The 22,299-nt window shown below is 42.1% G+C and carries 15 protein-coding genes; 5 read left to right on the top strand and 10 right to left on the bottom strand.

Annotation, left to right across the window (positions count from 1 at the left end; all coding sequences use genetic code 11):
* Positions 1-74: 74 nt before the first annotated feature.
* Together rpoB and rpoC are read left to right on the top strand one after the other, a co-directional pair.
* Positions 75-3,848: a DNA-directed RNA polymerase subunit beta gene (gene rpoB / locus PNK_RS08485; protein ID WP_197560204.1), complete on the top strand. Its 3,774-nt coding sequence runs from the start codon at positions 75-77 to the stop codon at positions 3,846-3,848.
* Positions 3,849-3,988: 140 nt separating this feature from the next.
* Entirely contained in the window at positions 3,989-8,173 is a 4,185-nt protein-coding gene (rpoC, locus tag PNK_RS08480) for a DNA-directed RNA polymerase subunit beta' (protein ID WP_059061482.1), read from the top strand.
* Between the two features lie 873 nt (positions 8,174-9,046).
* On the opposite strand, the gene PNK_RS08475 is transcribed toward rpoC, so the two are convergent.
* Positions 9,047-9,409, bottom strand: coding sequence for a hypothetical protein (locus PNK_RS08475; protein ID WP_032124114.1), 363 nt, complete (start codon positions 9,407-9,409; stop codon positions 9,047-9,049).
* A gap of 384 nt (positions 9,410-9,793) precedes the next feature.
* Between PNK_RS08475 and PNK_RS08470 the strand changes: the two genes are divergently transcribed.
* Positions 9,794-10,162 carry a hypothetical protein gene (locus PNK_RS08470; RefSeq protein WP_059061480.1) on the top strand — a complete coding sequence of 123 codons (369 nt, stop codon included), beginning with the start codon at positions 9,794-9,796 and terminating at the stop codon, positions 10,160-10,162.
* 45 nt (positions 10,163-10,207) lie between these two features.
* Here the strand turns inward: PNK_RS08470 and PNK_RS08465 are convergent, their stop codons facing one another.
* Positions 10,208-10,846 carry a hypothetical protein gene (locus tag PNK_RS08465; RefSeq protein ID WP_032124116.1) on the bottom strand — a complete coding sequence of 213 codons (639 nt, stop codon included), beginning with the start codon at positions 10,844-10,846 and terminating at the stop codon, positions 10,208-10,210.
* Between the two features lie 206 nt (positions 10,847-11,052).
* On the opposite strand from PNK_RS08465, the gene PNK_RS08460 reads away from it, so the two are divergent.
* Positions 11,053-12,030 (top strand): hypothetical protein, encoded by a 978-nt coding sequence (locus tag PNK_RS08460; RefSeq protein WP_059061477.1) that lies wholly within the window; start codon positions 11,053-11,055, stop codon positions 12,028-12,030.
* Between the two features lie 629 nt (positions 12,031-12,659).
* On the opposite strand, the gene PNK_RS08455 is transcribed toward PNK_RS08460, so the two are convergent.
* Complete coding sequence (locus PNK_RS08455) at positions 12,660-14,822, bottom strand: hypothetical protein (protein WP_059061475.1); 2,163 nt, start codon at positions 14,820-14,822, stop codon at positions 12,660-12,662.
* Positions 14,823-15,290: 468 nt separating this feature from the next.
* On the opposite strand from PNK_RS08455, the gene PNK_RS08450 reads away from it, so the two are divergent.
* The gene (locus PNK_RS08450) at positions 15,291-16,043 is read left to right on the top strand and encodes a hypothetical protein (protein WP_032124119.1); all 753 of its coding nucleotides are present in this window, start codon (positions 15,291-15,293) and stop codon (positions 16,041-16,043) included.
* Between the two features lie 186 nt (positions 16,044-16,229).
* Here the strand turns inward: PNK_RS08450 and PNK_RS08445 are convergent, their stop codons facing one another.
* The 7 genes from PNK_RS08445 to PNK_RS08420 all read right to left on the bottom strand — a co-directional run bounded on the left by PNK_RS08445 (position 16,230) and on the right by PNK_RS08420 (position 21,366).
* Positions 16,230-17,102, bottom strand: a complete 873-nt coding sequence (locus PNK_RS08445) for an RWP-RK domain-containing protein (protein WP_059061472.1) — start codon at positions 17,100-17,102, stop codon at positions 16,230-16,232.
* A gap of 241 nt (positions 17,103-17,343) precedes the next feature.
* The gene (locus PNK_RS08440) at positions 17,344-18,207 is read right to left on the bottom strand and encodes an RWP-RK domain-containing protein (RefSeq protein ID WP_059061469.1); all 864 of its coding nucleotides are present in this window, start codon (positions 18,205-18,207) and stop codon (positions 17,344-17,346) included.
* A 354-nt stretch (positions 18,208-18,561) separates the two neighbouring features.
* On the bottom strand, positions 18,562-18,990 hold the full coding sequence (locus tag PNK_RS08435) for an RWP-RK domain-containing protein (RefSeq protein WP_231909238.1): 429 nt from the start codon (positions 18,988-18,990) through the stop codon (positions 18,562-18,564).
* A gap of 35 nt (positions 18,991-19,025) precedes the next feature.
* Positions 19,026-19,403, bottom strand: coding sequence for a hypothetical protein (locus PNK_RS08430; RefSeq protein ID WP_059061465.1), 378 nt, complete (start codon positions 19,401-19,403; stop codon positions 19,026-19,028).
* Positions 19,404-19,748: 345 nt separating this feature from the next.
* Positions 19,749-20,060 (bottom strand): RWP-RK domain-containing protein, encoded by a 312-nt coding sequence (locus tag PNK_RS13175; RefSeq protein WP_231909237.1) that lies wholly within the window; start codon positions 20,058-20,060, stop codon positions 19,749-19,751.
* Positions 20,061-20,083: 23 nt separating this feature from the next.
* The gene (locus tag PNK_RS08425; RefSeq protein ID WP_059061463.1) at positions 20,084-20,452 is read right to left on the bottom strand and encodes a hypothetical protein; all 369 of its coding nucleotides are present in this window, start codon (positions 20,450-20,452) and stop codon (positions 20,084-20,086) included.
* Positions 20,453-20,658: 206 nt separating this feature from the next.
* Positions 20,659-21,366 (bottom strand): RWP-RK domain-containing protein, encoded by a 708-nt coding sequence (locus tag PNK_RS08420; protein WP_158021765.1) that lies wholly within the window; start codon positions 21,364-21,366, stop codon positions 20,659-20,661.
* Positions 21,367-22,299: the final 933 nt, after the last annotated feature.

Raw genomic sequence — 22,299 nt, 5'->3', positions numbered from 1 at the left:
ATAGCCATCTAGAAAAATATCGAGTCAATTATATCTATTCGTCTCAAGTAAAGCCATAGTAGGAGTCCTTCATAATGTTGCAAAGGCCGCCACAACGCGTGAGTTTTATTGATAAGGAAGAAATTATCGATCTTCCCAATCTGATAGAAATTCAGATTAAGTCATATAATCAATTTCTGCAAGCCGACAAGTTTCCTGATGAAAGGGAAAATATTGGTCTGCAAGAAGTTTTCACCGAAATTTTTCCAATTAAATCTTATGACGAAAAAACGATCTTGGAGTTTCTGTCATACAATTTAGGCGTTCCCAAATATAGTCCCGAAGAGTGTATTCGTCGCGGGATTACCTATAACGTAACCCTAAAAGTTAAATTCCGTCTAACAGACGAGACTGGAATTAAGGAAGAAGAAGTCTACATGGGGACTATCCCTGTGATGACGGACAAAGGAACATTTATCGTCAATGGAGCCGAGCGCGTTGTCGTATCTCAGCTTCATAGATCTCCTGGAATCTGCTTCGAACAAGAACGCCATTCACGTGGTAACGTCATCTACTCTTTCCGCATCATTCCTTACCGCGGTAGCTGGTTAGAGGGAGCTTTCGATACTAACGATTTGATTCACATCTATATCGATCGCAAAAAACGCCGCCGTAAAATTTTGGCGACAACGTTTATTCGTGCATTGGGTTATTCATCTAATAGCGACATTATCGAAGAGTTCTTTACCACACGTAAGTATAAGATTAAGAATGAAAAAGAATTTGCTAAATTAGTAGGTAAAATTCTTGCTCAAGATGTCATCGATGAAGAGTCTGGCTTAGTATTTGGTAAGGCTTCTGAAAAACTGACAACAGCGATGCTCAAGCGCATCATGGATGCTGGTATCGATGTCATCCGCATTGCCGAAGATGCTGACGAGACAAGCCCGATCATTAAGATGCTGGCGAAAGACGCAACCGATTCTTACGAATCTGCTCTTAAAGACTTCTATCGCAAAATTAGACCGGGTGAGCCTGCAACGCTTTCAAATGCGCGTTCAGCTATCATGCGTCTATTTTTCGATCCAAAGCGCTACAACTTGGGCCGCGTGGGCCGCTATAAACTCAATAGCAAATTGGGTTTTGATATCAATGACGAGACTCTCCAGACGGTTACATTGGACAAAGAAGATGTCATCGGCGCTCTCAAGTACCTGATCCAATTGAAAGGCGGCAGGGGGGAAGCTAATATCGATGATATTGATCACTTGGGCAATCGCCGCGTTCGTTCAGTGGGTGAATTGATCCAAAACCAATGCCGCATTGGCTTGGCTCGCATGGAGAAAATCATTCGTGAAAGAATGAACCTGTTCGACTTCTCTTCTGACACATTGACTCCAGGTAAGATTGTTTCTGCTAAAGGTTTGTCAGGCGTCTTAAAAGACTTCTTCGGAAGATCGCAGCTCTCTCAATTTATGGACCAAACGAACCCGATTGCGGAGCTGACTCACAAACGTCGCCTCTCATCTCTCGGACCTGGCGGTTTGAACAGAGATCGTGCCGGCTTCGAAGTTCGTGACGTTCATACAAGCCATTACGGACGTATTTGCCCGATTGAAACGCCTGAAGGACCAAACATCGGTTTGATCTCTTCTCTCTCTTCTTTTGCGAAGATCAACGAATTTGGCTTTATCGAAACGCCTTATCGCATTGTTCGCGAGGGAGTCGTCACAGATGAAATCGAATACATGACAGCCGATCAAGAAGAGCTTTGCGTCATCGCTCAGGCATCTGCTCCGCTCGACGAATTTAACATGTTCCAAGAGCCGATTTGCTGGGCCCGCTACAAGGGTGAGCAATTCGAAACCGATACGAAAAATGTCACGCACATGGACGTATCGCCAAAGCAGCTCGTTTCGATTGTAACGGGATTGATTCCGTTCTTGGAGCACGACGATGCGAACCGCGCTTTGATGGGTTCAAACATGCAGCGTCAAGGGGTTCCTCTGTTGAAGCCGACGGCTCCAATCGTTGGTACAGGACTGGAAGCTAGAGCTGCGCGCGACTCAGGAGCTGTTTTAATCGCTCATGAAGATGGCGTTGTCGACTACGTTGATGGCTTAAAAATTGTCATTTCTCCAGACGACAACCGTTTGGAAAAGAAAACCTACCTGTTGAAAAAGTTCATTCGCTCAAACGCTGGAACGTGTATCAACCAAAGACCGCTTTGCAATGTAGGTGATAAGATTAAAGCGGGTGATGTCATTGCGGATGGTCCTGCAACGGATAAAGGGGAAGTCGCTCTTGGACGTAACGTCCTCGTAGCCTTCATGCCTTGGTTCGGTTACAACTACGAAGATGCGATCATCATCTCCGAGAAGCTGCTACGCGAAGACTATTACACATCGCTTTACATCGAAGAGTTTGAACTGACAGCACGTGATACGAAGCTTGGAAAAGAAGAAATCACACGCGATATTCCAAATGTATCGGAAGAAACTCTACGCAACTTAGGCGATGATGGTATTATCCGCATCGGTGCCGAAGTCAAGCCTGGCGATACCTTAGTCGGTAAGATTACGCCTAAGTCTGAGACAGAACTTGCCCCTGAAGAGCGCTTACTCCGCGCCATCTTCGGTGACAAAGCCTCGGATGTGAAAGATGCCTCCTTGATTGCACCTCCAGGTACTGAAGGGGTTGTCATGGACGTTAAAGTCTTTAGCCGCCGCGACCGCCTGTCTAAGACCGATGATGAACTTGTTGAAGAAGCGTCGAAGTTGAAAGACATTCAGCGCGAATACAAGTCCAACCAAGCTGAACTGCGTACTGAAAAGCATGAGCGCGTAGGTGCCCTCCTCCTTAACGAGATGGCTCCTGGCAACATCATTCACCGCCGTACTGCTGAGATCATCATTGAAGAAGGCAGCTTGATTACTCAAGATCTCATCGAAGCATTGGAAAAAGAGAATGTTGAAGATCTCTTAATGCCAGAAAATGAAATCTACGACACATTGAAGCAAACGTTGCATGATTACGAAATTGCTTTGCAAACGGTTGAAACACAGTATAGAACTCAACTCGAGTTTATGCGTAAAGGAGACACAGACTTAGATCCAGGCGTCATTCGTCAGGTAAAAGTCTATGTCGCTTCCAAGCGTAAATTGCAAGTTGGGGATAAAATGGCTGGTCGCCACGGTAACAAAGGGGTTGTCTCCAAGATTGTACCAGAAGCCGATATGCCATTCCTTTCAACGGGGCAAACAATTGAAATCATCCTCAATCCATTGGGCGTACCTTCACGTATGAACATGGGTCAGCTATTTGAAACGCATTTGGGCATTGCCGCTAAACACACTGGAATCAATGTAAAGAGCCCTGTATTCGAAGGTTTCCCAGAAGATAAGATTTGGGAAATGATGAAGAAGGCCGGCCTTCCAGAAGACGGAAAATTCTTCCTTTACGATGGTTGCACAGGCGAACGCTTCGATAACAGCGTCGTGGTGGGCTACATCTACATGTTGAAGTTGAGCCACTTAGTTGCTGATAAGATCCACGCCCGCGCGGTTGGACCTTACTCGCTCGTGACTCAGCAGCCATTGGGTGGTAAGGCTCAAATGGGTGGTCAGCGTTTCGGGGAGATGGAAGTATGGGCAGCCGAAGCATACGGTGCTGCACACCTCCTGCAAGAATTGCTCACTGTTAAGTCGGACGACGTTGCCGGCCGTACACGCATCTACGAATCGATCGTTAAAGGGGAGAACCTGCTCAAGTCAGGAACGCCTGAATCCTTTAACGTCTTGATTAAAGAGATGCAAGGCCTCGGCTTGAACGTCTACACTTCAGCTGTTGACGACTCTTTGATTAAATAGACAACAGATCATCGAAATTGAAAGGAGAAGAAACAGATCCACTGGCTTAACTGCTTGAGGGCTGTTTCTTCTTTTCTGACCCTGAAATCGATGTCTATTTAATTTCTTAAAAATTTAAACAAATTGGTTAGGAGACATACATGTCTGAAAGAAATCAGCAAGATGGGCAATTTGATAAATTGACCATTAAAATTGCCTCTGACGATGTCATACGTAATGAGTGGTCCCGCGGAGAGATCAAAAAGCCGGAAACGATTAACTACCGAACCTTCAAGCCTGAAAAAGGCGGCCTTTTCTGCGAAAAAATCTTTGGACCAACGCGTGACTGGGAATGTGCTTGCGGTAAATACAAGAAAATCAAGCACAAAGGTATTGTGTGCGATCGCTGTGGCGTCGAAGTCACTTTATCTAAGGTTCGTCGCGAGCGCATGGCTCACATCGACCTCGCTGTACCTGTCGTCCACATTTGGTTCTTCAAAACAATGCCTTCTCGTATCGGTAATGTCCTCGGAATGACATCTGCCGACCTCGAGCGCGTCATCTATTATGAAGAATACGTGGTGATCAATGCGGGTCAAACAGATTTAGAAAGAAAACAACTCCTCAATGATACTGAATACCGCGAAGCCCAAGAGAAATGGGGCCGCGATGCTTTCGTTGCTAAAATGGGTGGTGAAGCGATTCGCGACCTGTTAGCCAGCGAAGACCTTCAGTCTCAGTTGGTCGAGTTAAAAGACAAATTGCGCAAAACAAAGTCTCAGCAAGCTCGTATGAAGCTGGCTAAGCGCTTAAAGATTATCGAAAGCTTTGTGTCGTCTGACAACAAGCCTGACTGGATGGTCATGTCTTGCGTTCCTGTCATTCCACCAGACCTTCGTCCTTTAGTGCCTCTCGATGGCGGCCGCTTTGCAACCTCTGACTTAAACGACCTCTACCGTCGCGTTATCAATCGTAACAATCGTTTGAAGGCGATCTTAAAGCTGAAGACTCCTGAAGTCATCGTCCGCAACGAAAAGCGCATGCTTCAAGAAGCGGTGGATGCCTTATTTGATAACGGCCGTCATGGCCATCCAGTCATGGGTGCCGGAAACCGTCCTCTCAAGTCGCTTTCTGAAATGCTGAAAGGTAAGCAAGGCCGCTTCCGTCAGAACTTGCTCGGTAAGCGTGTGGACTACTCGGGTCGTTCGGTCATCATCGTCGGTCCTGAATTGAAGTTTAATCAGTGCGGTCTGCCAAAATTAATGGCCCTTGAGCTATTCGAGCCATTTATTGTTAAGCGCCTTAAAGACTTGGGATACGTCTATACGATTCGTTCGGCGAAGAAGATGATTCAGCGCCATGCACCGGAAGTATGGGACGTCTTGGAAGACATCATTAAAGGCCACCCTGTCTTGCTAAACCGTGCGCCTACGTTGCACCGTTTGGGTATCCAGGCGTTCGAGCCTGTCTTGATTGAAGGTAAAGCGATCCGTATCCACCCGCTCGTTTGCTCGGCGTTCAACGCGGACTTCGACGGTGACCAGATGGCGGTTTACGTTCCTCTTTCAATCGAAGCTCAGCTCGAAGCGAAGCTCTTGATGATGGCGCCAGACAACATCTTCTTGCCATCGTCTGGTAAGCCTGTTGCTGTGCCTTCTCAGGATATGACCCTTGGATTGTACTACCTGATGCTCGATCCTCTCCACATTCGCGAAGATCATGGTCAAAAGACACGCGTCTTCCGCGACAGCCAAGAGGTTCTCTTAGCGTTGCAGGCGAGTGGTAGCTATAACTGGTTTGAACAAGGCTGTAAGAGTCCGAATGGGGAAAACCGTTGCGACTATGCGCGCGGCGTTCGCATTCACGAGAAGATCAAGTTGCGTACCGAGAACGGTATTATCGAAACAACACCTGGCCGTGTCGTCTTCAACCTGATCGTGCCAAAAGAATTGGGCTTCCAAAACTATAGTCTCCCTAAAAAGAAAATGGGCGAGCTTATCATGCAGTGCTACAAAAAAGCCGGCTTGGAAGCAACCGTTCGTTTCTTGGATAACTTGAAGAGCCTCGGATTCGCAGAAGCCACGAAGTCAGCCCTTTCCATGGGTGTTTGCGACGTGAAGATTCCTGCAATCAAGCAAAAGATCTTGCACGATGCGCATGAAAGAGTGGCCTTAGTTAAGAAGCAGTACGAAGATGGTATCATCACAGAGGGTGAGCGCTACTCTAAGACGATCAGCATTTGGACAGAAGTTTCTGACGTTCTTTCTGAACAGTTGTTTAAGCTCATCAGCGAAGTCAAAGATAGTGCGATGAATCCGCTCTACTTGATGATGGACTCTGGAGCGCGCGGTAACAAGTCTCAGATCAGACAGCTCGGTGCATTGCGCGGCTTGATGGCGAAACCGTCGGGAGATATTATCGAATCGCCGATTACCTCTAACTTTAGAGAAGGCTTATCGGTTATTGAATTCTCTATCTCTTCCCACGGTGCGCGTAAAGGTTTGGCGGATACGGCGCTTAAAACAGCTGACTCCGGTTACTTGACACGCCGTCTCGTTGACGTTGCCCAAGACGTGATCATTACAGAAGAAGATTGCGGAACCTTGAATGGTATCGACGTTTCTGCCATTAAGCAGGGTCAAGAAGAGCTTCTTCCTCTGAAAGATCGTATTTTCGGACGCACTGTGTGCGAAGATATCTATCAGCCAGGCGACAGCACGAAATTGCTTGCTAAGAGCGGCGATACGTTGACAGTGCTCCAAGCCGAAGCAATTGATGACTCGGGTATTGAAAGCATCCGTATCCGTTCGGTCTTGACTTGCGAAACACGTCGCGGTGTTTGCGCGAAGTGTTATGGAATCAACCTTGCCAATAGCCGTGCGGTCAGCATGGGTGAGGCGGTTGGTATCATCGCGGCTCAGTCGATTGGTGAACCGGGTACACAGTTAACGATGCGTACGTTCCACTTGGGCGGTATCGCGTCTGCAAGCTTGACACCTGAAATCGTTGCTGACGACAATGGTATCCTGGTTTACTCAGACCTCCGTACCGTGAAAACGGAAGAGGGCAACTGGGTTGCCTTGAACAAGAACGGCAGATTGAACATCGTTCGCGATGAAGGACGTTCATTAGACGAATATAAGAAGCTTCTGTCGACAAAATCGATCGAACCGCTTCAGTCTTTCAATGTCGAATTGGGAACGAAGATCTTGCTCCAAGATGGCACGAAAGTGAAGCCAGGCGTCCGTGTTGCAGAATGGGAACAGCACAGCATTCCTATTATTTGCGATCGCCCAGGTTATGTTCGCTACGAAGATCTGGTCGAAGGATTGTCCACTGAGCGCGATGTGAACAAGCAGACGGGCCAGGCCGAGCTCATCGTTAAGCAGCACCGTGGTGAATTGCATCCGCAAATCGCCATTTATGCAGACCAGGCTTGCGAAGAATTGGTTGGTACCTATCCATTGCCAGCAGGAGCGATCATCTCTGTTGAAGAGGGTGAATATGCGACGGCCGGTAAGATGCTTGCACGTCTTCCAAGAAGCGCGATCAAGACAAAGGATATCACTGGGGGTCTTCCACGCGTTGCCGAGTTATTCGAAGCGCGTAAGCCAAAAGATTCGGCAGAAATTGCCAAGATCGACGGCGTTGTGGACTTCCGCGGCGTTCAGAAGAACAAGCGTATTCTTGCCGTGCGTGACGAGATGACAGGCATGGAAGAGGAACACTTAATTCCTCATACTAAGCACTTAATCATTCAGCGCGGTGACCACGTTGTGAAAGGTCAGCAGTTGACAGACGGTTTGGTCATCCCGCACGAAATTCTCGACATTTGCGGTGTGCGCGAGCTTCAGAAGTACTTAGTTAACCAGGTACAAGAAGTATACCGTCTGCAGGGTGTGGACATCAATGACAAGCACATTGAAATCATCGTGCGCCAGATGCTGAAGAAAGTCCGCGTCATCGACCCAGGTGATACGAGCTTGCTCTACGGTGAAGAAGTGGATAAGAAAGAATTCGAACTCGAGAACGCGAAAGTGACGAAAGAGGGTGGTAAAGCGGCTCAAGCGACACCAGTCCTGCTTGGTATCACGAAAGCTTCCTTGAGCACTGAATCATTCATTTCGGCAGCTTCGTTCCAAGATACGACACGCGTCTTGACAGAAGCGGCTTGCGCTGGTAAGACCGACTACTTGGTTGGCTTTAAGGAGAACGTCATCATGGGACACATCATCCCTGGTGGTACGGGCTTCGAGCGGCATAAGCGCGTCAAGAAGTTCGTCGACAGCGAGCAAGAAGAAGAATTGGTATTCGACTTCGAAGAAGAATCGGCTGTTTCTGAATAAGTATTCTGATAAAAGCCCAGGCTGTACTAGCCTGGGCTTTTTTTATAGAAAGGTTTTTTATGACATCTCTTTCCATCCAATCATGTTCCGAATGCGGCAAGCCAAAAGATAAAGAAGAATGGCCGCCGAAGCATATTTAAGCTATCTAAGGCCTGTACGATGGCATAGAGCCAGCGCTATAGGATGACCTAATTTATTAACACAGGCTTAAGCGTAGGCTCAATCAGCTGGTGATAGCTGATAGATGCTCTTAAAGCCATCTAAGCGCTTACACTCTATTTTTTTTTGCTAGCCTCTTATTATATGCTTCGTAAGAACTGGATAAGCAATTCGGTATCTCCTCAAAGCATAACACCGAGATCGCAAGAGGGTAGTTGTTTTTCACTCTCATTTAGCCTTTGATGAATTGTTTTACCAATCTGGATCAGTTGCTCTCCGAGCTCTCATTATTTTTATCCCATTTATCTTCCTGGAGTCACAGTGGCCTTTAAAATAGGCCTCTAACCCGCGTTCGCTTTATTTTATAGACGTTAACAAAAAGAGCCGGTTTGAAGAATCAGATTCGACTGATTTCCATCCAGGAGCCCTAGCGTGGCTGCGAATGTTGTGAGGGGCCTTTAGGTCGACTGATTTTAAAGCCTATAGTGAGCGATTAGCGAGCTATGGGTATCGAACTAAAAAACAAATAAGAGCTCGGAGAGCAACTGATTAAGTACTGGTACATAACCATACAGAAAAAAGGCGGTTAAATCACTTGACCTACAAGCATGCTCTTCGAGTTTTTTACCAACTTCTAATGACCCGCTCATTGCTTTAAACGTTTTACGGCAGGCCCTGCAATCAGCCGGCCTGAGCAGGCTCAAGAATAAAAAATCACAGTTCAAAAAACTCTCCAAAGGCCTCAGTACTAGTGCTCTGTATTTTGGCAATGTGCTGATTCAGCAACTCATTTTGGGTCGTTAAACTGATGAGCGTTTTTTTTAATTCTTGATTGTCAACTTCGAGTTGATTCATACGCTCAACTAAGTAAATGTTCAATTCGAGTAATTTCTGAATGAAAGGTGCTGTATTCGGAGGTTCAGGGTAAAAGTGTTGGTGCACGATCAATGGTTTTTCTGCGGCTCTAGTATAGGCTGAATCGACAGATTGAGGGGGAGTGGAATTGACTTGAAAAGCGAGATGTTGTTCTGCTGTAAAATGAGGATAGGAGCTTGAATTTGAAGGCATACCATTCATAATATTTTTCTCTTGTTAATGGTTTATTTTTTGAATAAATAAATTGTTAAACGCTTTAACCATTATAAAACTTGGATCGAACGATCAGATGCTCAAACGAGTAAGGGAAATGAGGAAAATGAATACATGGTTGGGATATATCGTAAAAAAAGGAGTAAAGCAAGCAGATCTGTTAAAAAAATAATTTAACAGAGTGAAGAATCACGTTCTCTGTGGTGAATATTTTGTACGTTAAAACACAAGAGAATAGTCGCAAGGGATCTAGTGCAAAACTGGTTATTAAGGGCTTAAGAATCTTTTTAGTTTCAGTTGAGTTTATTAAGCATCATTGCTAATTTACCTCCCTCATTTAAATCATTAAATTTAAAGAAATAAGAGGAAAACATGCGTGTTACAAAGTCCTGTATGACCGTTATTGTAAAAGAGTTGGGAAAATCTTCCCCCCTATCGGCCCAAAAATCCTTTTTTAATTCTTTTCAGGCAAAATATTTGCAAGCCATGGCGACAGAATATGAAGGCGATGAACTCATGAATGCGGTTATTTCAAAAATTAATTCGATCGACCCAGCCATTCGAGCAAAGGTAGGGGATAATCAAAAGAGGTTAAAAATTGTTTTCGATAAAAAGCAAGTCGAATACAACCTATCGACTTGTTCTTGTGCGAATGTCGAAACTTTAGGTGATAATACCCGTTGCCAACTCAACCAGATTTTTAACCATTTTAGAGAGCTAAACCACAAACTGCATTCATAGGCATTTAGATTTGGGAGAAGAGGCATGCTCTTCTCTCTCGAATAATTAATAGTCAGCAGCTTGATAATCTTGCTCTAAATTTCCTTGGATAGCTCTTCTAAGCATTTTGTTGTTGTATTCAATTTTAGCGTATTCAAAAGCCTCTCGCTCAGAAGCGTTTGGATTGCTTCGCTTATAATTTTCTTCAAAGTGTTTGAACATCGTTTTTTTCGAGAACTCTTCAAATTTTTTTGTTACTACTGCACCGCTAATTACCCCAGTCAAGGTAGTAAGTGCGACTGCAGGTAAAGTTGTAAAACCAAATCCTGCAGCTGCGCCAAGACCAAGTGTCATGCCCATCCATCCACCGTAAGCACCTGATTCGGCTTCGCTCTGAAAGAATTCTTGGCGAAGTATTTCCACTCTCGCAACATCTTCCATTAGCTCTACTCGTCGGAGCAAGCCTTCATTTTCAGTTTGCAGTTGGTTAACGCGTTCAGTCAACACAAGATTATTATATCGTAATCCCTCTATTATTCTTGCTCCAAAAAAAACAGCTCGGCCTACAAGGCCCATTCGCTCATTAAGTGGTATGTCTGGATTTTCTATATGGTTGGCAATAAGAGCCAATTGATTTTCTTGAACACGTTGGCCATTGTCTGGTGCAAGTTGTTGAGGTTGGTAAGGTTGCGGAACGATTTGCATAATTATGCTCTCTTATAGTTAAGGATGATTTGATTGAGCTAAACTAATACTAATGAATTGTCAGTAAAAGTTTTGTAAATCTAATAAAATATTTACACTAAGCTTTTTTCACCTTGCTATATAAAATATTCATGGGAAAAGAAAATTTTTATGCTTTTTCTTAAATTACATGATGGATAAACTTATGACTCATCAAAGGAAAAATAATGCCTATATCCGTTAGCATTGATTCATTTGCCAGACTTTCAGTTCCCTTTTTTAAGGAACGAGTATTACCTTTTATAGCAGAACGTCAGCAAAAAATAATAACTATTGCAGTAGCGATTTTTGCCTGCTTGGCTGCCACATTCTTGGCTTATCAAATAATTAAAAAAATATTTAAAGCTACTGAAAGTCAACCTGAGAGAAATAATAGAAGTCGAGTCTTTGGAGGGGAGGTATATAAGGAAACCTTAAGCTCAGAAGCATCTAGATTGCACCTGGTTAATTTTTTTGGATTGCCAATCAATTTGTGCGTTGAAAATGAGGAAGTTGTTCTTGATCAAACAAGATTCGATTATAGCACGATTAACCTAAATTCCGAAATACTCTCAAATCATGCGGTGATTAATTATAAGAACACGTCTTGTGTAGAAGATGCCAGAGTCATTCTCATGGGCGAAGTCCACAGAATGCCAAAGCATCTAGATTTAGAAGTTGCAATTGTCAGCAATTTTGGAAAAGATGGAGATATTTTTCTCGTTGAGGGGGCAACACATGAAGAGTTTATTCCAAGCCCTGATAGTATTTATAATATTTATCAATCTATTTCAAAAAATGTCCGAATGTTGGGATGGGAAGAGAGTTTAAAAATAAATGAAGAAATGGGCGAGATTGGTTGGGAATTAGAAAAAAGGGGGGCACCTGAAATTCTCGAAAGGGTAAAAAATTTGGAAAAGAACTTCCCTCAACTAGCACAGAAATTATTCGATGAGACATTGGAATTATTTTATACGTATATAGAAAAAGGAAAGCAACGCAACGAATACCTTATTTCGTCCATTAAACGTGCACTAGAAGAATACCCCGAAAGTAAAATTTTTGCCATGGCAGGTCAACTTCATATCCAATTGCCTGGAGAATTTAATATACTCGATCATATGCCAGACGATGTAAAATGCGCCACTTTACTGTTTAAAGCCTAACGAATCTAAGTGTAATCGATTTGAAAATCTATTTATTCCATATCTTATCAATATCTTACCAATTCGTAAAATTTTATTAAAAAATTATACAATCTAGAATTAAACCACAAACTACATTCATAGGCATTTAGATTTACGCGAGGAGAAAGTTTCTATTCTCCCTCAAAGAATGGCTAATCTGTTACTCAGCGCATTGATTGCTAGGACTGAGGACATTGTAAGGAGGGAAAGTTAAAGTGAATGAGACTCTTTCAAAAGACGTTATTCGATGAGATCGATGAATTCTTCTATCCAACAGGGGATAAGTATCCATTGGAATTTCTTCAGCTTTGAGCTGATTTCTATTCTTTATTTACATTCATGATTCGACTTGTGAATAGATAAAAATGAAAAAACCAAGAAAGCCAGGTCTGCTGCTATCAAGAGATGTAATCATATGCTCGATCAATCGCTTCTCGAGCCCCATTTTTTCTCACAGCTCTAAAGCCCACCGTGAAAACGGTGGGTAAAAGAATTAAAAAATACAAGAGCTCGGAAGAGCGACTGATTGAGCATGACCAAGATTACCTATGTGTTTGTTTGGGATAGGCACTGGCTCTACCCCCGTTTGAAGGTAGAGTCAAGCAGGCTCAAGACTGTGAAAGGATCGCATGAGATGGCATCTTAATGGTGAGTCCCATCGTTTGTGCAATCATCAGAATTTCTTCTAATTGCTGGGCTGCTTCTGGTATTAATGGGTGATCGGGTAGGTCAACGACTAGTTCATAAGAGATGCTTAAGCAAGCTAGGTGGTCGATGGGCGCTTGAAAGCGGGAAATTGTCGTGAGCCTGCAGCCAGGATCGAGCTCTAAATTGCCAATCCTTTTAGCCATAAAAAATAGGCAGTGTTCTTTGAATTCAATCCGAATTTTTTTAGATAAGTGGTCTTCCAAGGTGCTGGACTTGATTGGGCACGATGAATGGTTATTTGTTAAATGCTTATGGAGTTCAATGATTTTACCCGTGATTCCTTTAAGGAATTCTTGATTGAATAAACCCAGTACGATACCTATTTTATACATGGGAAACTGATTGAGAAGGGTATCAAAGGCCTCAGGTTCCAACTCTGGAGCCATTTTTTCGCCCCATTCCTGATGCAAAGCCGCGTACTGTGCCGCAAATTCCTTCATCACACGCTCTTTGGTCAATGGCATTTGACTAGAGAGGGTGCCTGTGAACCAATTCTGATAGCCTGTTTTAACATCAACATCGGGGGTTAAGTGCCGACTAAAAAACCTGAGAAGGCTTCTAAGTTTTTTTCTTAGCAAGAGCGCATTTTGCCTCTGAATCGCGCTTCTTTGATCCCCTGTTTCTTTTAGATAGGCGGGAGTCAAAAGGATGCTCTTTTTCTTTTTAATGAGATGCAAATACTTCCCTTCAATGGCCCGTATCAAATTCGCTTCAAAGTGGCGGTCTGGTCTTTTGAATAGAATGTCATAGGCTTGATGGCAAAGTTGGGGATGGAGTCCTTGCATGGACTCCACAAAGGAGTAAAAATGAGTTTGAATTGCCTTGTCAAGGGCTTCAATGCTTTTATAGAGCAGTTGAATGCTATCTTGACGGTATTCAGTCATTAGGCTCTCCTTCTCTCCATTGGCCAGTTTGACCTCCTTAGACTGGCGTAGGCTGCCTAAAAAAGTGGCGACTAATTGTTGCTGACCCTTGGGAACATGGGTTGCGATGTCATGTGAAGGATGACTTAAAATGGCGACTAATTGCACTAGACTCTGCCGATATTTCACGAGAACGATAAAATCGGAGTCAGGCTTGGAAAGATCCAGTATTTTTAGCATCTGCTTCATGTTCGGCTTATCAGTCAGAGGCTTGCTCAAATCAATGAGACAGGCGCTCAATAAGGGATGAATGGCAGAACGGATGGCAGATTGCTTGGAGAGTGAGATTCCATCTTGTTTAAGCGACTCCTGCAAAGAGATTGAATAGGGGTCATGCAAATACTCTCCAAACATCGGTAAGCTAACGCTTCTTGGACGTGAAGTTAACTCATCACTCGAGCGGCTCGATAGTGTGGGAGAAAAGGGTTGTTCATCAAACAAGGCATTGACTTTGTCTACAACAATTAGCCACTGCTCTCGGCATTTGGATTTTAATGTCTGGATGAAGATTTCACTAATGCGCACTGTTTCTACAAGCGAGGTCTCTGGATCAAAACCAATCTCTTTTCTTCTCCAGGCGTTGATTGTTTGATAAAGGGCTTCAAAAGAAGCTAGAACTTCTTCAGACTGTTTCAAGAAAAGCTTTTTGTTTGATTGGATACTTCTATCTCTTGTGGAGGATGGTTCCGAATGGGGAGAGTTGATAGAACTAGGCTTTGGAGCGTAAAAAGAGGGTTGAGCTTCTAGACTCGTTTTATTCGTTTTGGAACTGTTCAATCTTGTTGCGACCTTTCTTTTAGAAGGTATCAGATCCTCCCTCAAAGGCAAATGGAAAGGCCTAGGAGAAGTGGGGCTTGTATGGTCATTTGTTGACAATTGAGGCGCTGAAAGTGCACTTAATTTTAGGAGAGGAAGAAGGTTATGTCCTGACTTGGAATTGGGTGAATATCCATTAGACGAAGAATGGTTAGGAGAGGCTAAAGCTTGTTTTTGAATTTGAGTGACTTGTAAGTGGATGGAACTAGCTTTGGAACTTTTTTTGGGCGAACTTAGTTTGCTTTCCTCCTCCGATAAAGCGAGATCTTCGAAATTGAGCTGAACGTATTCTTCTGAACCTGAATGTGAACAATCCAGTTGCATAAATTACCCATAAAAAATGTTGAAAATGTGGCTATCTTAAACTGCGGGACTTAAGGGTCGCTTTAATAAAATTGGCTTGGGCATAGTTGAAAGCTCGATCGGTTCAAATATATTGTATAAGAGCATCCTTCTGCTGATTTTGCTTAAAACTGATAAGACTCCAATGGTGAAATGAGCTTTCAATGAGTGGTTAGAAAATATTTTAAAATTGGAGCGACAAAAGACTTTGAAAACTTTATAGGGGTAGCTCTTTTTTGACAACGAAGTGTTGAAATTTATTTTTTATTTATTTTTAATAAGGCTTCATGACCATATGAAAGTGGTTTTTTTTGGTGCTTTTATATTGGTTTAAAAAAAAGGCTTATTGGTGTAGAAAAAGATTTTGCTATGTTCATTTTCAAAACGAAGAGGTGCAAACCTTGACTGGCAAAATTCTTTTTGACAGAGATGAAAGATAAAGAGGAACGTATGACTGTGGGTAAATGTGAGAGATCGGGATTTAAGCAAAGAGTGATCTATGTTTGTTTATTGGCATTAGCTTTTTCTTTCGAGCAGCCCGCGCCTCTTTATGCTTCTTGTGGGTGTGAATGCGATGAACAGGAGGTGCAGTATAATCGCGCTGCAGTTGCCGTAGCGGGAATCACCGTTGTCGGACTCATCGTCGGAGTGGGATGTCTAGCCTTTGGCACGCGTCACAAAAATCATCTATCGTCTCATCACCATCATCATTCCAGTGACTATTCTTATTCGTATTCGGATTATACTAATTATTCGTATGACAGTGATTCCTATTCATCCGACTACTCTCGTTCCAGCGACTATTCGAGTGATTATTCAGACTATCCTTTTTCGGATGAATCTGTCTTTCCGACAACAAGAAATACTCTCTCGGGGGTCTTCACGTTGAATGACAAGCTCAATCTGTTGGGAGAAGGAAGCGTCACTCCGATTATTGAGCTACCAGATGGCACTGTCAATCTGCTCGATCCTCTCTTTTTTTCGAATTCGGGCTCATCGACACCTTTTGGGCCATTTAATCAAAAAGGAAAGTATCGGTTTAGTATCCGCGTTGAGCCTGGCACGACCTTATCTAGCAAAACAGACGTTTGCGTGGTTCAGGTCAACGTCAATGGCGTGACGGACGAAGTGATCAAGCTTGAGCTCCCAGCTAGTCCACAAGCTAATTTTTCACCTTCGCCGGTCTCATTCAGATTGCGCTAATAGCTTAAAGTTTGCGTAATTTGTCAGTTTAGATTGCTGCATGACTGCTATTAGGCATCCGAAGGCCCGAAAGAAGGGGTGAGTAGGTATAAAACAAGAGAGAGTACTTTAGTGGTAAGTACACTCTCTCTTGTGAAAAGACTGGTTTAAAGGCAGGCCTGTTTCTTCAAAGCTGTCATGGAAGAATTAACCATTCAAAGAAGAATTTGAATTGTTTAAGACTTGCTTGGCCATGCGTAGAATGGCATCTCCCGTCAAAGGTTTATCATTTGAATGGCTTACAGGAGTTAAATTCAGCTGGAAGATAGAAGGCAAGCGCGGAGGTGGAATTGAAAAGTCTGGAACAGAATGCAAACGCTCCTCTCTATGACTATTGTCTCTTTCAATTGGCTGAAAAGAATGAGGAGCCTCTTCAGCGTGGCTATTAAAATAGCTTGTGGAAGAGTTTGCCATAGGAATGCGATTATCATAAATCTGGTTGCGTTGGCTAGCGCTAGAAGATGGCGCGGCGGATGCTGGCAAAATGAGCCCGTGTTTTAAGCCCTGCTCTTCCGTTTTAAAAGTTTTAAATTGTCTTGATAGTGAAAAACGAGATGGCCATCTTTTAATACCATTTTCTCTACAGAATTGTCGGAGTTTGCGCATACTGATCTTCAAAGTTTCTGCAGCCTCGTCTAAACTCAGGTGAAAAAGGGCTTCAATTTCACTCTTAGATGGAGCTGGAAAGCTATAATGCTGTCTTTTTTTCTTTGGTAAAACAGACTGGCTGTTAACTTGCTGGGTTTTTTGAGTGCTTGCTCTTGTCTTTATCTGCTTCTGAATTTTGTTGGTTGTCTGCACAGGAGATAGCCTGCCACTTAAATTGACATAAGGTATTTGAGCATTTGTCTGCCCAGGAAAATATTCTGGTCCAATTTGGCCAACTTTTGCGACGATAGATTGGGGGCTGGGGCCTGGAATTGCAGACGTAGAAGAAGAGGCGTTGTTTCCAGCTGGAAGTGCAGTATAGGAGCTATTAAATGGCTCTCTATAATTTAATGGAGTAAAGTCATGATTCATAATAGGTCTCAGTTAAGTTAATAATGTAATCAATTTATTAAACAAGGTGATTGTCAAGGCGCTGTAATTACAGCACCTTGACTTTTTTTATTTCAAAGGCAAGCCATTTATTTATTCTAAACATTGAGAATTTAATTTAATTCTTACAAAGAATCAAGCAAGAGAGAATGTGCTTGCAAGTACATTCTCTCTTGTGAAGAGGCGGGTTTAGGTTTGCTTATTCAAAGTTGTCATAGAAGGATTAACCATTTAAAGAAGGGTTTGAATGGTTTAATGCTTGCCTGGCCATGCGTAGGATGGCATCTCCCGTCAAAGACTTAGCATTTGATTGGCTTATTGGAGTTAAATTCAGTTGGGAGATAGAAGGCAAGCGCGGAGGTGGAATTGGAAAGTCTGGGACAGAATGCAAATGCTCCAGACCATGCGTATTGTCTCTTTCAATTGGGCGAAAAGAGTGAGAAGGTTCTTCGGCATGCCTGCCGGTGGAGGCGCCTTCAAAATTTGCCATACGAAATAGGCTATTTACTCTATAGTCCTGCCTGTCTTCTGTAGAAACAATGGAAGATGGCTGGGCAATGGCTGGCGAAACTAGACTATTTGCATAGTGGTTAATTAGTTTTCGCTTTATTGCGGATTGGGCTTTGTAAGGCCATTTTTTTAATCCGTAGTTTCTACACAGGTTTTGGAGTTTGCTATCACAGATATCTAAAGTTTTTGCTGCCTTTCGTAAAGGTAGGTGATAAAGGGCTTCAATTTCACTTTGAGATGGGATTGCACGGTTATACTTTCGTTTTCCTTTTGGTAAAGGGGATTGGCTAGAGACTTGCTGGGTTTTTTGAGCGCTTGCTCTTGTCTTTATCTGCTTCTGAATTTTGGTAGTTGTCTGCACAGGAGATAGCCTACCACTTAAATTGACGTAAGGCATTTGAGCATTTGCCTGTACGGGAAAATTTTCTTTTTCAATTCGTCCCACTCTCGAAAATGCAGATGGGCCAGGACCTGGAATTGAAGAAGCCGAAGAGGAAGCATTATTTTCCGTTTGAATTACAATAGGCTCGTTATTAAACGGTTGCCAATTAATTTGCGAATTAAATTGATTATTCATAGTACATATTAGATAAGGTTAATAATATAACAAATCAGCTAAAAAGCGCGATTACTATAACAGTGAAATGCAATCTTAGCAACATTAAAAACTTCATTATTAAAACAAATTTTATTGAGTTATTTTTGTTTTGTTGAATGTTTTTTTTTGTTTAAATTTTAATCAAACTGATAGGGATAAAAATAAAGACGTGTACGGTTAACAACGCATACTTTTGTTCGGTTTTTTACAAAGAATTGAGCAAGAGAGAATGGGCTTGCAAGCCCATTCTCTCTTGTGAAGAGGCGGGTTTAGGCCTGCTTCTTCAAAGTTTTTTTAATGCTTGCCTGGCCATGCGTAGAATGGCATCTCCTGTCAATGGCTTAGCATTTGATTTGGTTTTATTGGGGATAAATTTAGCTGGGAGATAGAAGGTAAAAGCGAATAAGTTAAAGGTTGAATTTGAAAGTCAGGGAAATAAGAATACAAACGCTCCTGGCTCTCTTCTCTTTCAGTTGGCCGAAAGGAATGAGGCTCTTCAGCATAGCTGTCAAAATGGCCAATAGAGGAATCTTCTACATTTATCTCAGAGGTTTGGTGATCTTCAGCATAGACCTGATTGTCTGCATTAGATCCACTGGAAGATGGCTGGTTAATAGCTGGCGAAACTAAACTATTTGAATGTTGGTCGAATGAGCGCTGCCCCAGCTCTTTCTCAATTTTCTCCCACAGCTGGTTTTGTGCGAATTGAGATGGCCATCTTCGAATTCCATATTCTCTACAATGCTTTTTGAGTTTGCTCACACTAATGTCAAACGTTGCTGCTGCGTCTTTTAAACTCAAGTAAAAAAGAGATTCAATTTCACTTTTGGCCGGGACTTTATGACTATTACTTTTTTGGTCTTTTTCTTTGATAAAACAGACTGGCTTACTTGCTGAGTTTGTTGAGCGGTTACTCGTGTTTTTCCCTGCTTCTGAATTTTATTGTTTGCCTCAGCAGAAGCCATTCCACCACTTAAATTGACATAAGGCATTTGAGCGTTTGCGTGCACAGGAAAATTTTCTTTTCCTATTTGGTCAGCTCTCGAGACCGCAGATTGTGGTCTAGGATCAAAAGTTGAAAATGCTGAAGAGGAAGCAGTGTTTTGCGCTTGAATTGCAATAGACTGGTTATTAAAAGGTTGCCAATTAATTCGCGAATTAAATTGATTATTCATAGTAAATATTATTTAAGGTTGGTAATATAACAAAAGCGTTAAAACGCACGATTACTATAACAATGTAGTGCAATTGGCACAATATTAAAAACATTCTTAAAACAAATAAGGCGACTATTTCTTTCACGCAAAATATTTTATTTGTTGTGAGTGTTAAAAAATTAAGGTGGTATGGATTGAAACGAAGCTCGACATTTCAAATTAACTTCAGGTACTGATTCTTGTTCGATTTTTACAAATAATCAAGCAAGAGAGAATGGGCTTGCAGGAAGTGACAAGTACATTCTCTCTTGTGAAGAGAGGGGCTAAAGAAAGGGCTATTTCTTCAAATTTGTCATGGAAGAATTAACCATTTAAAGAAGGATTTGAATGTTCTAGCGCTTGCCTGGCCCTACGTAGAATCGCATCACCTGTCAAAGGTTTATCATTTGATTGGCTTAGTGGAGTTAAGTTCAGCTGGGAGATAGAAGGTAACCGCGGAGACGATGCCTGATTCATACCTGGCGAAGCTAAATCATTTGAATGTTGGTCAAATAAGCGTTGCTCTACTTGTTTTAAAATGTCCTTATAGTGCTTGTCTAATGTAAAACGGTATGGCCACTTTTTAATTCCATATTTTCTGCAGTGTTTTCTAAATGCGTTTTCACTGATGTTCAAAGTTTCTGCCGCCTCTTTTGAACTCAGGTGATACAGAGCTTCAATTGCACTTTTAGACGGGACTTTACTACTATACTTTCGCTTTTCTTTTTGTACTGGCCAATGACTTGCTGAGTGTTTTGAGCACTAGCTCTTGTTTTGTCCTGCTTCTGAATACTATCGTTTAGTTTAGCCAGGAACATTCCACGGCTTAAATTGACATAAGGAATTTGAGCATTTGCATGCTCAGGAAAGTGTTCTTTTCCAATTCGATCAACTCTCGAGTCTGCAGAGTGGGAGCTAGGAGTAGTCATTGAAGAAGCTGAAGAGGAAGCATTGTTTTGTGTTTGAATTGCGAGTTGATGGTTATTAACCGGTTGATAATTGAGTATTAAATTAAAATGATTGTTCATAGTTTGTGCCGGGTAAAGTTGATAATATAAGTAATTTGCTATAGCTGCGTAATTGCAATTAAATTGTAATATGATTGTTGTGTCTTATTTTTGATTTTTACAAATCGCAGGAGAGAATTCACTTGCAGTAAATGACAAGTCTACTCTCTCTCTTGCGAATCAGTTAATTCAAGAAGGCTTGCTTCTTCAAAGTTGTCAGGAAAGGATTAACCATGCAAAGAAGGGGTGGAATTTTTTAATGCCTGCCTGGCCATGCGTAGAATGGCATCTCCCGTCAAAGGTTTATCCTCATTTGATAGTCTTAATGGAGTTAAATTCAGCTGGGATATAGGAGGCAAAAGTGGAGTTAAAGGTGAAATTTGAAACTCAGGGACATGAGAATACAAAAACCTCTGGCTGTCTTCACTTTCAATAATGGGTCGAAATGTATGAGGAGGCTCTTGAGCATCGCAGTTAGCATATTCGCTGGAGGAATCTTCAACATCGGCCTGATTGCCTGCACTAGATCCACTGGAAGATGACTGATGAATAGTTGATGAAACGGAACTATTTGAATTCTGGGCAAACGAGCAACGCAGCTCTTGCTCAATTCTGTTTAGTTGTTTTCGCGTTGACCGATAGGGCCATTTTTCAATCCCATGTTCTCTGCAGTGTTTTTTGAGTTTACTCTGACTCATTTCCAAAACTGCTGCCGCATCTTTTAAACTCATGTGATAAAGGGCTTCAATTTCACTTTGAGAAGGGGCAGTACGGTTATAATTTTTTTTTACTTCTCTTAAAACAGACTGGCATGAGACTTGGGTTTTTTGAGCGCTTGCTCTTGTTTTTTTCTGCTTTTGAATGCTAGAGTTTGCCTGAGCAGGAGATATTTCCCAGCTTAAATTGACATAAGGCATTTGAGCATTTGCGTGCATAGGAAAATTTTCTTTTCCAATTTGGTCAACTCTCGAAAATGCAGATTGTGGGTTAGAATTAAGAGCTGAAGATGCTGAAGAGGAAGCATTGTTTTGCACTTGAATTGCAAGTTGATGGTTATTAAAAGGTTGCCAATTAATTTGTGGATTAAAATGATGATTCATAGTACGTGTCAGTTAAAGTTAATAATACAAAAGTTGTTAAAAACAACGCAGTTAAGATAACGCAATAATATGATTGCAGCAACATTAATTTCTTAATTTTTTAAAGGGGTTTTACTGCAATATTTATTGTGAGGGCGAATGTTTTATTTAACCGTCACGCATTTATGGGTAGTTTTAAATCTTATTACCACCTTCAACAGTTAATTTAATTGTGTTAATTTCTAATCACCTGCCTTAAAGGCAGGTAGCAAATAAGCCTTTGGGTACTGCGCTTCTATTGCATTGACTGCTTTGCAACAGGCAATTTTAGCACGCATCAACCTAACGGACTTGGTAATTTCAACTTTTAATTAAAAATGATAACACCTTGATTTTGATCAAATTGATATTTAAGTGTTTGTTTAGTTTTAGGTTTGCATTCAATTATAAACCCAGATGCTTAACCGCATTCGGGAAGAAAAATTAAATCCACTAAATTGGTCACTTTTTGGACGAGATTCTATATTTAATGATGGCTCTGATAAAATCCTTACATATTGATTTGGGCAAGAGTGTGTTGGGATGGGTTATAACTCCAACATCAGGCTACACGAATTCATCAGATTAAAAATATCCAGTATCGATACAATTATAGTTTAAGATCTTACTGCTAGATAAGGCACAGTTTTAGTTGCGCTGGAATTGGGGGCATATCCAATTTCAGCTAGAAGGGTATCTCGCATAAGGATTGAGGTATCTTGGCATGAAACTTAATGTTTAGAAGATTGC

Origin of the sequence: Candidatus Protochlamydia naegleriophila (assembly GCF_001499655.1) — a bacterium.
In the GTDB taxonomy this organism is placed as follows: domain Bacteria; phylum Chlamydiota; class Chlamydiia; order Chlamydiales; family Parachlamydiaceae; genus Protochlamydia; species Protochlamydia naegleriophila.
Note: the sequence above shows the minus strand (reverse complement) of the source record. Positions and strands in the feature narration are given on the sequence as shown.